12 protein-coding genes are annotated in these 14,468 nt (G+C 62.5%); all 12 read left to right on the top strand.

Going from position 1 to position 14,468, the window contains the following annotated elements:
* Nucleotide 1 precedes the first annotated feature (1 nt).
* The 12 genes from NR164_RS15830 to NR164_RS15775 all read left to right on the top strand — a co-directional run bounded on the left by NR164_RS15830 (nucleotide 2) and on the right by NR164_RS15775 (nucleotide 14,462).
* Nucleotides 2-1,513: a 2-oxo acid dehydrogenase subunit E2 gene (locus tag NR164_RS15830; RefSeq protein ID WP_046383273.1), complete on the top strand. Its 1,512-nt coding sequence runs from the start codon at nucleotides 2-4 to the stop codon at nucleotides 1,511-1,513.
* Nucleotides 1,514-1,521: 8 nt separating this feature from the next.
* Entirely contained in the window at nucleotides 1,522-2,919 is a 1,398-nt protein-coding gene (gene lpdA, locus NR164_RS15825; protein ID WP_256822945.1) for a dihydrolipoyl dehydrogenase, read from the top strand.
* 58 nt (nucleotides 2,920-2,977) lie between these two features.
* Nucleotides 2,978-3,736 carry an SDR family NAD(P)-dependent oxidoreductase gene (locus tag NR164_RS15820; protein ID WP_046383275.1) on the top strand — a complete coding sequence of 253 codons (759 nt, stop codon included), beginning with the start codon at nucleotides 2,978-2,980 and terminating at the stop codon, nucleotides 3,734-3,736.
* A gap of 94 nt (nucleotides 3,737-3,830) precedes the next feature.
* Nucleotides 3,831-3,968: a hypothetical protein gene (locus NR164_RS15815; RefSeq protein WP_164886992.1), complete on the top strand. Its 138-nt coding sequence runs from the start codon at nucleotides 3,831-3,833 to the stop codon at nucleotides 3,966-3,968.
* Nucleotides 3,969-4,126: 158 nt separating this feature from the next.
* Nucleotides 4,127-5,551 (top strand): sigma-54 dependent transcriptional regulator, encoded by a 1,425-nt coding sequence (locus NR164_RS15810; RefSeq protein ID WP_226926216.1) that lies wholly within the window; start codon nucleotides 4,127-4,129, stop codon nucleotides 5,549-5,551.
* Nucleotides 5,548-6,552, top strand: coding sequence for a HupU protein (locus NR164_RS15805; RefSeq protein WP_046484070.1), 1,005 nt, complete (start codon nucleotides 5,548-5,550; stop codon nucleotides 6,550-6,552). Before NR164_RS15810 ends, NR164_RS15805 begins: the two co-directional genes overlap by 4 nt.
* A gap of 8 nt (nucleotides 6,553-6,560) precedes the next feature.
* Complete coding sequence (locus NR164_RS15800; RefSeq protein WP_256822944.1) at nucleotides 6,561-8,018, top strand: nickel-dependent hydrogenase large subunit; 1,458 nt, start codon at nucleotides 6,561-6,563, stop codon at nucleotides 8,016-8,018.
* Nucleotides 8,019-8,030: 12 nt separating this feature from the next.
* Nucleotides 8,031-8,486 (top strand): nickel-responsive transcriptional regulator NikR, encoded by a 456-nt coding sequence (nikR, locus tag NR164_RS15795; RefSeq protein ID WP_046383278.1) that lies wholly within the window; start codon nucleotides 8,031-8,033, stop codon nucleotides 8,484-8,486.
* A gap of 5 nt (nucleotides 8,487-8,491) precedes the next feature.
* Nucleotides 8,492-9,817: an ATP-binding protein gene (locus NR164_RS15790; protein WP_177032664.1), complete on the top strand. Its 1,326-nt coding sequence runs from the start codon at nucleotides 8,492-8,494 to the stop codon at nucleotides 9,815-9,817.
* A 190-nt stretch (nucleotides 9,818-10,007) separates the two neighbouring features.
* Nucleotides 10,008-11,063 carry a HoxN/HupN/NixA family nickel/cobalt transporter gene (locus tag NR164_RS15785; protein WP_256822943.1) on the top strand — a complete coding sequence of 352 codons (1,056 nt, stop codon included), beginning with the start codon at nucleotides 10,008-10,010 and terminating at the stop codon, nucleotides 11,061-11,063.
* A 435-nt stretch (nucleotides 11,064-11,498) separates the two neighbouring features.
* On the top strand, nucleotides 11,499-12,599 hold the full coding sequence (locus NR164_RS15780) for a hydrogenase small subunit (RefSeq protein WP_017845590.1): 1,101 nt from the start codon (nucleotides 11,499-11,501) through the stop codon (nucleotides 12,597-12,599).
* A 6-nt stretch (nucleotides 12,600-12,605) separates the two neighbouring features.
* Nucleotides 12,606-14,462, top strand: coding sequence for a nickel-dependent hydrogenase large subunit (locus NR164_RS15775; protein WP_017845591.1), 1,857 nt, complete (start codon nucleotides 12,606-12,608; stop codon nucleotides 14,460-14,462).
* Nucleotides 14,463-14,468 lie beyond the last annotated feature (6 nt).

The following is a 14,468-nucleotide window of genomic DNA, read 5'->3' as shown; positions in this document are numbered from 1 at the left end:
CATGAGTGATATCCGCGCAATCGAAGTGCCCAAATGGGGACTGTCGATGGAAGAGGGCACGCTGACTGACTGGCTGATCGAGGAAGGCGACAGCTTCGCCGCGCAGCAGGAAGTCTGCGAGATTGAAACCAGCAAGATTTCCAACGTGATGCAGGCGCCCTTTGCAGGTGTGTTGCGGCGCAAAGTGGCGCAACCGGGGCAAACCATTCCCGTGGGCGGTGTGCTGGGGATTGTCGCCGACGCTTCGGTCAGCGATGCCGAGATCGATGCGTATCTGGCGCAGCGTGGCGTCGCTGAGCCGGCGCCAGTTTCTGAATCTGTACCCGCTGAGACCACGGCACAACCGCTGGTCAAGTTGGCCGCCAGCGCGCCGGCCGCTGCGTCGCAACCGTCGGTCAAGACGCCGGGCGCCTGGCAGGTGCCACAGGCGTTGCTGGGCGCCAGTGACGAAGCGTTGTTCGCCACGCCCCATGCATTGAAACTGGCGGCGCAGCTCAATATCAACCTGAGCCGGGTGCCTGGTTCGGGCCGTGAAGGGCGCATCAGCGTGGCGGATATTGAAGCCGCAGTGCGCGCCGAGGGCGGGCAAGTCGCCAGCCGAGCGGCTGCGCAAAAAGCCAATCAGGCCGCACCTTCGCGCCTCGATGACAGCCAGGTTCTCGCCACACCGGTGGCCCGGCGTCTGGCGCAGCAGTGGGGCATCAACCTCCACGACTGCCGCGTTACAGGCACTCGCGGTCGGGTGTGCAAGGCCGATGTGCTCCAAGCCCGGGGCGCCGATGCGGTGCCACAGGCCCAGGCTGCGCCGACGGTTGATAGTCGCGAGGCGTTTGAAACCCTACCCATGAACGGCATGCGCAAGGCCATTGCCGCGCGCCTGCAAGCCTCCAAACGTGATGCGCCGCACTTTCGCCTGCATGCGGATTTTGATCTGGAGCGCTTGCTTGCATTGCGCGCTGAGATCAACGCCTCGGTGCCGGGGGTGAAAATCTCGGTCAACGATCTGCTGATCAAGGCTTGCGCCCAGGCGCTGGTCAAGGTGCCCGACGTCAATGTGCAATACGACGACGAGCGCCAGGAAGTACGGCGTTACCGCGATGCAGACATTTCCATTGCCGTGGCGCTGCCCGGTGGCCTGATCACGCCGATCATCCGCCAGGCCAACCGCAAGAGCCTGGCCGAAGTCTCCGGGGAAATGCTCAGCCTGGCGACCAGGGCCAAGGCCGGTACCTTGAAACCCGAGGAGTTCCAGGGTGGCACCTTCAGCATCTCCAACCTGGGCATGCTCGGTGTGCGCCAGTTCGACGCGATTATCAACCCACCCCAAGGGGCAATCCTGGCCATCGGCGCCGGAGAAAAGCGCGTGGTGGCCCATGAAGGACAACCTGCGGTACGCACGCAAATGAGCGTGTCGTTGTCTTGCGACCACCGGGTTATCGACGGTGCGTTGGGGGCGACCTTCCTCAAGGAACTCAAGCGCCTGGTGGAAAACCCCACCCTGATGCTGGTCTAGGAGTTGCTATGAGCGATCAATTTGATGTGCTGATTATCGGCGGTGGCCCTGGCGGATATGTGGCGGCGATTCGTGCCGCGCAACTGGGGCTCAATACCGCCCTGGTGGAAAAACAGCACTTGGGCGGTATCTGCCTGAACTGGGGCTGCATTCCCACCAAGGCCATGCTCAAGGGCGCGGAGGTGGCCCATACCTTGCGGCACCTGGAGGCCTTTGGTTTCAGCGCCGAGAACATTCAGTTCGATATCCAGAAACTGGTGGCCCACAGCCGGGACGTGTCGAAAACGCTCACCGGTGGTATTGCCTATTTGCTCAAGAAAAACGGTGTGACGGTGGTTGACGGCCGTGCCCGCGTGACTGCCAAGGGGCGTGTCAGTGTCACCTCGGGCGAGGGTGAGCGGGCCCTTGGGGCCAAGCACATCATCCTCGCCACCGGCGCCCGGCCGCGCTCGCTGCCGGCGATAGTGCCGGACGGGCAACGCATCTGGAGCTACTTCGAGGCGCTGGTGCCGCAGACCGTACCGGCGTCCTTGCTGATTGTGGGTTCGGGAGCCATTGGCGTGGAGTTTGCCAGCCTCTACCACGACCTGGGCTGCGCCGTGACCCTGGTGGAAGTGGCGCGCCAGATCATGCCGGTCGAAGACCAGGAAGTGGCCAGCCTGGTGCAGCGCGAGTTCGAACAGCGCGGTATCCGGGTGCTGACCCAGGCCACTGTGACCGAAGTATTCAGTGAGGCCGATCAGGCGCGCTGTACCTTGCGCCTGGCCGATGGTCGCGAAGAGGTGCTGGCGGTGGAGCGTGTGCTGCTGGCCGCCGGGATTCAGGCCAACACTGAAGACCTGGGGTTGGAGGCGCTGGGGGTGGAGATTGAGCGCGGGTTTATCAAGACAGACCCCTGGTGCCGCACCAATGTCGCCGGGCTCTACGCCATCGGCGATGTCGCTGGCGCGCCGTGCCTGGCTCACAAAGCCAGCCATGAAGGGGTGTTGTGTGTCGAGAAACTGGCCGGGGTGGACGGGGTTCACCCACTGGACAAAGCCTTTATTCCGGGGTGCACCTACGCCCGTCCGCAAGTGGCCAGCCTGGGCCTGACAGAAGCGGCGGCCAGGGCCAGCGGCAAGCACCTGAACATTGGCCGATTCGACTATCAGGCCAATGGCAAGGCCCTGGCGTTGGGCGAGGCCAAGGGGTTTGTGAAGACCATTTTCGATGCGGACAGCGGCGAGTTGCTGGGGGCACATATGGTTGGGCCGGAAGTGACCGAGCAGATCCAGGGTTTTGGCATCGCCCATAGCCTGGAGGCGACTGCCCAGGCCTTGAGCCAGGTCATCTTCGCCCACCCGACATTGAGCGAAGCTATGCACGAAGCGGTGTTGGCCGGCAGTGGCAAGGCTCTGCATCAGTAAAAGACAGCGGTTCCGGAGTGTTGGAACCGCGATTGTTCATCCGCAGAAGGAAGCAGCGATGCAACGTTTTCAGAACAAAGTCGTATTGGTCACCGGCGCCGCAGCCGGCATCGGCGAAGCCACCGCGAGGCGTTTTGCCGATGAGGGTGCGAATGTGGTGTTGGCCGACTGGAACCTTGAAAAAGCCCAAGCGGTGGCCAGCGAGCTACCAGCCGACAAGGTGCTGGCGGTGAAGGTCGACGTGTCGAGCATGGCTTCGGTACAGCAGATGATCGACGCAACCATCGAGCGTTTCGGTCGGCTGGATGTGCTGGTCAATAACGCCGGCGTACATATTCCCGGCACCACCCTTGAAACCACGGAAGCCGACTGGCGCAAGATCGCCTCGGTGAACATCGACGGGGTGATTTTCTGCTCGAAGCTGGCGTTGCCGCACCTGATTCAAAGCAAGGGCAATATTGTCAGCACCGCCTCTGTTTCTGGGTTGGGCGGCGACTGGGGCGCGGCGTTCTACTGCGCGAGCAAGGGCGCGGTAGTCAACTTCACCCGGGCCCTGGCGCTGGATCACGGCGCCCAGGGTGTGCGTGCCAACGCGGTATGCCCAAGCCTGACGCGTACGGCGATGACCTGGGATTGGGAGCAGTCTATTCGTGACAAATTCAACGAGCGCATCCCGATGCAGCGCGAGGCCTTGCCCAGCGAAGTGGCGGCAGCGATTGCGTTTTTGGCCAGCCCGGATGCGAGTTTCGTCAATGGGGTGAACTTGCCGGTGGATGGGGGCGTGACGGCGTCTGATGGACAGCCGAAGGTGTCCTGAATCGGGCTAGGATTTGCGCCACTGCACAGCACCACGTGCTCTAAGGCGCCCGGGGAGGGCGCCTGGAGTTACCTGCCATTATCGGTGTGATCTCATGTCCACCCTGCTGTACAGCGCCATCCTGCTGGCGGCTGTGGGCATGAATTTCGGCTGGTCGCTGCGCCGCGCCCGGCGCCATAGCCTCCTGGGAATTTGCTGGCGAGGACGACGAAGCAGACCAGAAAACAATTGAACAGGGCGGCCTCCTCAGAAGGAAAACCCTCGTCTGCTTTTGGCACCGTGCTACCATCGACGCCATGACTTGCAGCAACATAATGTTGCAATGAACTTCAATAATCGGCCTTTCGCTGACTCATGACCTCCCCATTCGACTCGCAATCCGACTTGCCCATGATCCTGGTAGTGGACGATGAGCTGCGTTCGCGCGAATCGTTGCGCCGGGTACTCGATCAGGAATTCCAGGTGCTGCTGGCCGAGTCGGCCGGGCAAGCACGCGAACTGCTGGAACAGCATGTGGTGGCGGTGATCCTCTGCGACCAGCGCATGCCCCATGTCAGCGGTATCGAATTTCTCAAGGAAGTGCGCGAGCGCTGGCCGGGGGTGGTCCGCATCGTGCTGTCGGGCTACACCGATTCGGAAGACATCATCGCGGGCGTCAATCAGGCCGGTATCTATCAGTACCTGCTCAAGCCCTGGCTGCCTGAAAACCTGCTCAACACCGTGCGCAATGCGGTCGAGAGCCAATCGTTGCAAAACCATATGCAGCGACTGGACCTGGAACTGCGCGCCGGTACGCCAGCGCTGCGTCGCCGCAGCCGCGAAACCCTGGAGCGGGTACGCGACACCTTCGATTTCTCGCGCATCGTGCGCAGCCCCGGCGGCCCGCTGGATGCGGTCTGTGAGTTGGCCGCCCGGGTCGCCCGCTATGATTTGTCGGTGCTGCTGCTGGGCGAATCGGGCACGGGCAAAGAACTGCTGGCCCGCGCCATCCATTACGCCAGCCCGCGTGCGAGTAATGCCTTTGTCATGGAGAACTGCGCGGCGCTGCCCGATACCTTGCTGGAGTCCGAGCTGTTCGGGCACAAGCGCGGCGCCTTCACCGGCGCGCATCAGGATCACATCGGGCTGTTCCAGCGTGCCAATGGCGGTACCTTGCTACTCGATGAAATCGGCGACACCTCGCCGGCTTTTCAGGTCAAGTTGTTGCGCGTCTTGCAAGAGGGCGAACTGCGCCCGGTCGGCGCCTCGAGCACGGTACGGGTCGATGTGCGGGTGATCGCGGCGACCCATCGCGACCTGGAGCAGGATGTCGCCACCGGACGTTTTCGCAGCGACCTTTATTACCGGCTGTCCACGGTCAGCCTGGGCTTGCCGCCGTTGCGCGAGCGCACCGCCGACCTGATGCCCATCGCCAAAAAGCTGCTCGACGATGCCCGCCTGGAACTGGACCTGCCAAACCTGCACTTCGCCGACGACGCCCTGGCGAGCCTGATCGGTTACCCATGGCCCGGTAATATTCGCGAGTTGCGCAACGAAATCTACCGCGCCGCTGCGTTGTCGGAAGGCTCGCAAATCGGTGCTCATTCGTTTTCCTGGCGCGTCATGCAGGGCCAGGGACGCAACACCAACGACATACGCCTGTCGCCTCCCACGGGCACGTTGCAAGAACAACTGGACGCTATCGAAGCGACCATACTCAAGGAATCGCTGCTGCGTCACCGCTGGAACAAAACCCATGCGGCCCGTGAACTGGGCTTGTCGCGCGTGGGCCTGCGCCAGAAATTGCGCCGTCTTGGCCTGGAGGAAGCCCGATGAACACCCCATTCCGAGTGCTGTGGCTGCAATCGGGCGGTTGCGGCGGTTGCAACATGTCCTTGCTGTGCGCCGATACCCAGGATTTTTCCGCGATGTGGCGCAGTGCGGGGATTGAGTTGCTCTGGCATCCATCGCTGTCCCTTGAAAGCGGTGATCAGGTGCTGGATATCCTGGAGGACTGTCTGCAAGGTCGCACCCGGCTCGATGCCTTGTGCATCGAAGGCTCATTGCTGCGCGGCCCGCACGGCACCGGGCGCTTTCACATGCTGGCGGGCACCGATGCGCCGATGATCGACTGGGTGCGCAAACTCGCGGCGGTGGCCCAATACACCTTGGGCATCGGCACTTGCGCGGCCTACGGAGGCATCACCGCTGCGGGCAGCAACCCGACCGACGCCTGCGGCCTGCAATTTGACGGTGAGCATCGCGGCGGCCTGCTGGGTGCCGATTATCGGTCGTTGCGCGGCTTGCCGGTGATCAACGTGGCCGGTTGCCCGACGCACCCCGGCTGGGTGACCGACACCTTGATGGCGCTGGCCGCCGGGCTGTTCGCCGAGGCCGATCTGGACGTCATCGGGCGCCCGCGTTTCTACGCCGACCAACTGGTGCATCAGGGCTGCACGCGCAATGAGTTCTACGAATACAAAGCCAGTGCGGAAAAGCCCTCGGACCTGGGCTGCATGATGGAAAACCTCGGCTGCAAAGGCACCCAGGCCCACGGCGACTGCAATACCCGCCTGTGGAACGGCGAGGGCTCGTGTACCCGTGGCGGTTTTGCCTGCATCAACTGCACCGCCCCGGGCTTCGAAGAACCGGGGCACGCGTTTCAGCGCACGCCGAAGCTGGCGGGCATTCCCATCGGCCTGCCCATCGACATGCCCAAGGCCTGGTTCGTCGCCCTGTCGGCGCTGTCCAAGTCGGCCACCCCCAAGCGCGTCAAACAGAATGCGACGTCCGATCACCCGCTGATCGCGCCGTCGGTACGCACCCCCCGCCGTTAGGAGTTTGCATGTCACGTTTGGTGGTCGGCCCATTCAATCGGGTTGAAGGCGATCTGGAAGTACAACTGGACGTGGAAGATGGTCATGTGCGTTCGGCACGGGTCAACGCCACCATGTACCGTGGCTTCGAGCAAATCCTGCTGCAACACGCACCGCTCGATGCGCTGACCTACGCGCCACGCATCTGCGGAATCTGCTCGGTGTCGCAATCGATCGCCGCCGCCCGCGCCCTGGCCGGGCTGGCCGGCGTACAGCCGCCGGACAACGGCCTGCTGGCAATCAACCTGATGGCCGCCACCGAAAACCTCGCCGATCACTTGAGCCATTTCTACCTGTTTTTCATGCCGGATTTCGTGCGCCCGGTGTACGCCGAGCGCCCTTGGTATCCAGACGCGGTGGCGCGCTTTACCCCGCTTCAGGGCAGCCAGCAGCGCCTGGCCATTTCTGCGCGTAAACGCTGGCTGGATTTGATCGGCACACTGGGCGGCAAGTGGCCGCACACCGGCTCGATCCAACCGGGTGGCTCGACCCGCGCCATCGATGCCGCCGAGCGCCTGCGCCTGCTGACCCGCGTTCGCGAGTTCCGGCAGTTTCTGGAAAGCGAGCTGTTCGCCGCGCCGCTGGAGCGTATCAATGGATTGAGCAGCGAAAGCGAGCTCTGGGCATGGCACGCCGAAGCGCTGGGGCAGGGCGATTTCCGCCAATTTCTGCAGATCGCCCTGGACACCGGGCTTGAGCATCTGGGGCCGGGGCCGGGGCTGTATCTTTCCTACGGGGCGTATCCGCGAGCCGACGGCTCGATGGTGTTCCCGCGCGGCCTGTGGAATGGCGTCACCCAGTGTGCACAAGCGCTGGACCTGGACGATATCCGCGAAGACAGCGCGCATGCCTGGCTCGACGACGCTGGCGGCCCGCGCCACCCGGCCGATGGGCAAACCCAGCCGTTGATGGAAAAACCCGACGCGTATACCTGGAACAAAGCCCCGCGCCTGGCCGGCGCGGTGCTGGAAACCGGCGCCATTGCACGTCAGTTGATTGCCGGCCAAGCGCTGCTGCGCGATGCCGTGGCACGCTGTTCGGCAACGGTTTATACCCGCCTGCTCGCGCGTTTGCTGGAGTTGGCGCAGGTGGTGCCGCTGATGGAAAGCTGGTTGATCGCCCTGCGCCCCGGCGAGCCGTATTACCGCGCCGCAGCATTACCCGACAAAGGCCGCGCGGTCGGCCTGACCGAAGCGGCGCGTGGCGCACTGGGGCATTGGCTGGAGGTGGAGCACGGGAAAATCGCCCGCTACCAGATCATCGCCCCGACCACCTGGAACTTCTCGCCACGCGATGCCCAGGGCCAGCCCGGGGCATTGGAACAAGCCTTGCAGGGTGCTCCCGTGTTACCCGGCGAAAAAAGCCCGGTAGCGGTGCAACATATCGTTCGTTCTTTTGACCCGTGCATGGTTTGCACGGTGCATTGAAAAGGAAATCCCATGGAACGCCTGACCATTTCCCTGGACCGTGGCCTCGCTGAGGAACTGGACGCGCTGATTCGCGACCAGGGTTACCACAACCGTTCCGAGGCCATGCGCGACATTTTGCGGCGGCATATCGAACAGGCGCGCCTGGAGCAAGGCCAGGCGCCGCATTGCGTGGCCAACCTGAGCTTCGTTTACGATCACCATTCGCGCACCCTTACCGAACGGGTGATGGACCTGCAGCACGCGCATCATCACCTGACCATTGCCAGCCAGCATGTGCATCTGGATCACGACAACTGCCTGGAAAGCCTGATGCTCAAGGGCTCGTCCGATGAAGTGCGCGATTTTGCCCATCGCGTGTGCGCCGAACGCGGCGTGCGTCATGGCTCGCTGAACCTGATTCCGGTGGAGCAGGGCGCGAGCCACGAGCAGGCCCACAGTCACCTGCATCTGCACCCTAAAAGCTGACGACCATGGCCCGTAAACCGCCACCCGGCAGCCTCGACGAAGACGCCTGGATCGAAGTCATCGCGAGGATGGACGAGGTCTATTCCAAGCTGGTGCAAGACGAAATCGCCCTGGAAGAGAAGAACGTCGAACTGGAGCAGTCGCAGCAGTTCATCGCCGGGTTGCTGTCGTCGATGTCCGACGTGTTGCTGGCCTGCGACCCGCAAGGGCGCATCGAGGAGAGCAACAGCGCGCTGCGCACGCTGGTCGGCCGTGATGAACAGTCATTGTCCGGCAGCCCGGCCTATGTCTTGTTGGCTGACCCCCACAGTGAAACCCAGTTGCGCCAGACCCTCGCCAGCCTGCGCCATCCCAACGCCAGCGCCTCGCTGGAGGTCAACTTCAAGGATGTCAACGGCGCGCCGGTGCCTGTGGACGTCAGTTGCACCGTGCGCAGCACGGGCAACGGACGCTTTATCGGGCACGTGCTGGTGGGGCGACCGCTGGGCGAACTCCAGCACGCGTATCGCCAACTGCACGAGGCCCACGAGGCGCTCAAGCGCACTCAACAGCAACTGTTGCACGCGGAAAAAATGGCCTCGCTGGGGCGCCTGGTGGCTGGTGTCGCCCATGAACTGAACAACCCCATCAGCTTCGTGCTGGCCAACGCGCATGTGCTCGACAGCTATGGCAAACGCCTGCAGCAGTACCTGCAAGCGGTCCACGGCGGCGAGTCGCACGCCGGTCTTCAAGCCTTGCGCCAACAGCTACGCATCGATCCGCTGCTGAGCGATTTGCCGTCGTTGATCGAGGGCAGCATGGAAGGCGCGCAACGCACCGCCGACATCGTCAGCGCCCTGAAGCGCTTCTCGGCGGTGGATCGTGAAGCGCTGGGCGAGGTCGACCTCAATGACGTCATCGAGCGCGCCATCCACTGGGTCTGCCGTGGCGTCGCGCCCGATCTGCAGGTGCATTGGCAGGCCGTTGACACGCCGCCGGTGCGCGGCAATGCCGGGCAACTGCTGCAAGTGCTGATGAACCTGATGCAGAACGCCTACGATGCCGCGCAAGCGGCCAACCAGGCCTTGCCGACAGTCTGGATCGAGGTGACCCAGGAGCCGGGCTGGGTCACCCTGCGTTTACGTGACAACGGTGCGGGCATCGCAGAGAAACACCTGAGCCAGGTGTTCGACCCGTTCTTCAGCACCAAGTCCGTGGGCAAAGGCACGGGCCTGGGCCTGTCGATCAGCTACGGCATCATCGAACGCTGTGGCGGTCGGATGGTGGCCGCCAATCACCCCCAGGGCGGTGCGCAGTTCACCGTGACGCTGCCCGAAGCTGGGCCCGCCTGAGCCGATAATCCGGCAGCGGCGCTGGAAGCTCATTGTCCAGTTATCGGCTCGGCTGGACAGTCACTGTCCAGCCGCCATGTTCTGCGAGCGCCCGACCACGCCTGAATGGTACTCGGCACGCAAACTGGCACAGGGTTTGTATGAGGTTTTTTCGTTTCTTCATACTTGAACCCATCTTTCTGGAGTTCGCATGCCCTTGCATCCTGTTTCACCGACTCGTGCGCCTTTGACGTTCAAACATCGCGTCCTGGCCATTTTCGCCGGCCTGGTCACTGCCAACCTGCTGGCCTGGGCCTGGGCTTTCACGGCCTTCCATGACTATCCGCTGTTGCTCGGCACCGCCTTTCTGGCCTACAGCTTCGGCCTGCGCCATGCCGTGGATGCCGATCACATCGCCGCCATCGACAACGCCACCCGCAAGCTGATCCAGGAAGGCCGGCAGACCGCGAGTGTCGGCCTGTTTTTCTCGCTCGGGCACAGCACCGTGGTGATCCTGGCTTCGCTCGGCATCGCACTGACGGCCACGGCGTTCAAAAGCGAAATCGAAGCCTTTCACGGCCTTGGCGGGCTGATTGGCACCTCGGTGTCTGCCGCCTTCCTGTTGCTGGTGGCGTTGATCAACCTGCTCATCCTGCGCTCGGTGTACCAGGCGTTTGGCCGCGTGCGGCGCGGCGAACGGATCGGCGAGCAAGAAATGAACGCGATACTCACCGGCGGTGGCCCCATCGCCCGACTGTTGCGCCCGCTGTTCCGCCTGATCAGCCGTCCCTGGCACCTGTATCCGCTGGGCCTGCTGTTCGGCCTGGGGTTTGATACCGCCACGGAAATCGGCCTGCTGGGGATCGCTGCGGTGCAAGCCTCGCAGAGCCTGCCGATCTGGTCGATTCTGGTGTTCCCGGCGCTCTTCACGGCCGGCATGGCGCTGGTCGACACCGCCGACAGCGTGATGATGACCGGTGCTTACCACTGGGCACTGGTCAACCCGGCACGCAAGCTCTATTACAACCTGACCATCACGTCCATGTCGGTGTTGGTGGCATTGCTGGTGGGCGGAGTGGAAGTGCTCGGGCTGATCGCGGCGCGCTGGGATCTGCACGGCGGTGTGTGGGATTTCATCACTGCGCTGACCGACAACTTCGGCATGATCGGCTACCTGATCGTCGGGATATTCATCCTGACCTGGGCCGTTTCCGTGTTGTTCTACCGCTTCAAAGGCTACGACCGCCTGGACGCGACGCCGGCCTGAGCCTTCTCTTCCTTTCAGCGCCTGGCGAGGTTCTCTCGCCAGCCACTTGCCAAGCCGGACACATGGTTTCCAGGCTGCATAAATAGTGGAAACAAACATTCCAGTTGAGGTTTGTTACAAGGTGTCTCAATGCGCTCGGTGAAAAAGTAAAAGTCCTTTAAAAACATGTAGATAAATTAATTAGTAAGCAATTTATCTACACCGCGGCGAAATGGCACAGGTCTTGTACTTACCAGATAACTGAACGTCATGGGTTACCCGCATGTTTCCAGCAGCCGTCGCAATCATGCCCAGGCTGCAGCCTCAACACCCCATAGAACTGATGGCCTTTGTAGCCGACGGCATGGCGCCTGACTCACCTGGTCGGGCACAGATTTCCAACACACCGAGTGCAGCCCCCGTTGAAGCACCTTCTCGGGGAGGAGAAATAAAGTAATGGAAACGTTTTACGAGGTGATGCGCAGACAAGGCATCTCGCGCCGCAGCTTTCTCAAATTTTGTTCCTTGACCGCAACGTCGCTGGGGCTGGGCCCGGCATTCATGCCCAAAATCGCCTGGGCCATGGAGAACAAGCCACGCACGCCAGTCCTCTGGCTGCACGGCCTGGAATGCACCTGTTGCTCGGAGTCATTCATCCGCTCCGCGCATCCGCTGGCCAAGGACGTGGTGCTGTCGATGATCTCCCTGGATTACGACGACACCTTGATGGCCGCCGCCGGGCATCAGGCCGAGGCGATCCTTGACGAGGTCATGACCAAGTACAAGGGCAACTACATCCTGGCCGTCGAGGGCAACCCGCCACTGAACCAGGACGGTATGAGTTGCATCATCGGCGGCAAGCCCTTCGTCGAGCAGTTGAAGCGCGTTTCACGCGATGCCAAGGCGATCATTTCCTGGGGCTCCTGCGCCAGTTGGGGGTGCGTACAGGCCGCCAAGCCGAACCCGACCCAGGCGGTGCCGATTCACAAGGTCATCACCGACAAACCGATCATCAAAGTGCCGGGCTGCCCGCCGATCGCCGAAGTCATGACCGGGGTGATCACCTACATGCTGACCTTCGACCGCATTCCTGAGCTGGACCGTCAGGGCCGGCCGAAAATGTTCTACAGCCAGCGCATTCACGACAAGTGCTACCGCCGTCCGAACTTCGACGCCGGTCAGTTCGTCGAGTCCTGGGACGACGACGCGGCGCGCAAGGGCTACTGCCTTTACAAAGTCGGCTGCAAAGGCCCGACCACCTACAACGCCTGCTCGACCGTGCGTTGGAATGGCGGCACCAGCTTCCCGATTCAGTCCGGCCACGGCTGCATCGGTTGTTCGGAGGAGGGGTTCTGGGACAAGGGCTCGTTCTATCAGCACTTGAGCGGCATCAACCAGTTTGGCGTTGAAGCGAACGCGGACGAAATCGGCCTGGTTGCCGGCGTCACCGTCGGCGCAGCGATCACTGCCCACGCTGCCGTCACCGCCCTCAAACGCGCCAGCAACGGCAAAGCGCCCACTACCTCGCCCGACGCCCCAGCGACAAGACAGGAATAAGCACCAATGAGCACCTATTCGACTCAGGGTTTCGACCTCAACAACACAGGCCGACGTATCGTTGTCGACCCTGTGACCCGTATCGAAGGCCACATGCGCGTCGAGGTCAACCTCGATGCCAACAACGTTATCCGCAACGCCGTTTCCACCGGCACCATGTGGCGCGGCCTCGAAGTCATCCTCAAGGGCCGCGACCCACGTGACGCCTGGGCATTCGTGGAGCGCATCTGCGGCGTCTGCACCGGTTGCCACGCGCTGGCCTCGGTGCGCTCGGTAGAAGACGCGCTGGGCATTCGCATCCCGCCGAACGCGCACTTGATTCGCGAGATGATGGCCAAGACCCTGCAAGTCCATGACCACGCCGTGCATTTCTACCACCTGCATGCACTGGACTGGGTGGACGTGGTGTCTGCGCTCAAGGCTGACCCCAAGCGCACCTCGGAATTGCAGCAGACCGTTTCGCCGGCTCACCCGTTGTCTTCGCCGGGTTATTTCCGCGACGTGCAAAACCGTCTGAAGAAGTTCGTCGAAAGCGGTCAGCTCGGGCCGTTCATGAATGGTTACTGGGGCAACCCGGCTTACCAACTGCCGCCTGAAGCCAACCTGATGGCCGTGACCCATTACCTTGAAGCCCTCGACCTGCAGAAAGAGTGGGTGAAGATCCATACCATCTTCGGTGGCAAGAACCCGCACCCCAACTACCTGGTCGGCGGCGTGCCCTGCGCGATCAATATCGATGGCGACCTGGCCGCCGGTGCGCCGTTGAATATGGAACGCCTGAACTTCGTGCGGGCGCGCATCGACGAAGCGCTGACCTTCTGCCGCAACGTGTATGTGCCGGACGTGCTGGCTATCGGCACTATCTACAAGCAAAAAGGCTGGCTGCACGGCGGTGGTCTGTCGGCGACCAACGTGATGGATTACGGCACCTACGCCAAGGTCAATTACGACGACAGCACCAACCAATTGCCGGGCGGGGCGATCCTCAACGGCAACTGGGACGAAATCCTGCCTGTCGACGCGCGTGATCCCGAGCAAGTGCAAGAGTTCGTGACCCACTCCTGGTACAACTACCCGGACAACGACAAGGGCCTGCACCCGTGGGACGGCATCACCGAGCCGAACTACGAGCTGGGCGCCAAGACCAAGGGCACCCGCACCAACATCGAAGAAGTCGACGAAAGCGCCAAATATTCGTGGGTCAAATCGCCGCGCTGGCGCGGTCATGCCATGGAAGTCGGGCCGTTGGCGCGTTACATCCTGGGCTATGCCCATGCCCTCAAAGGCAACCCGCATTGCCAGCGGGTCAAGGAACAACTGGAAGGTTCGCTGCGAGCCGTCAACCTCGACTTGCCAAAAGCCCTGGGCCTGGCAGAAACCAACCTCAGTGCCAAGCAACTGTTGCCCAGCACGATCGGCCGAACGCTGACCCGCGCCCTGGAAGCCGAGTACTGCGCAGAAATGATGGTCGACGACTGGAACGAGTTGATGACCAATATCCGCAACGGCGACCGTGCCACCGCCAACGTCGAAAAATGGGACCCGTCCACCTGGCCTGCCGAAGCCAAAGGGGTCGGCATCGTTGCCGCGCCACGCGGCGCGCTCGGCCACTGGATCCGGATCAAGAACGGCAAGATCGAGAACTACCAGTGCGTCGTGCCCAGCACCTGGAACGGCAGCCCGCGTGACGCCAAGGGCCAGATCGGTGCTTTCGAGGCCGCGCTGATGAACACGCCGGTGGCCGTCCCCGATCAGCCCGTGGAAATCCTGCGCACGCTGCATTCCTTCGACCCTTGCATGGCCTGCGCCACCCACGTGATGAGCGAGGACGGCGCGGAGCTGAGCACAGTCAAGGTCAGTTGATCGATT

The organism is Pseudomonas sp. Pse79 (assembly GCF_024519615.1).
Taxonomy (GTDB): domain Bacteria; phylum Pseudomonadota; class Gammaproteobacteria; order Pseudomonadales; family Pseudomonadaceae; genus Aquipseudomonas; species Aquipseudomonas veronii.
This window is presented reverse-complemented; position numbering and strand designations above follow the sequence as displayed.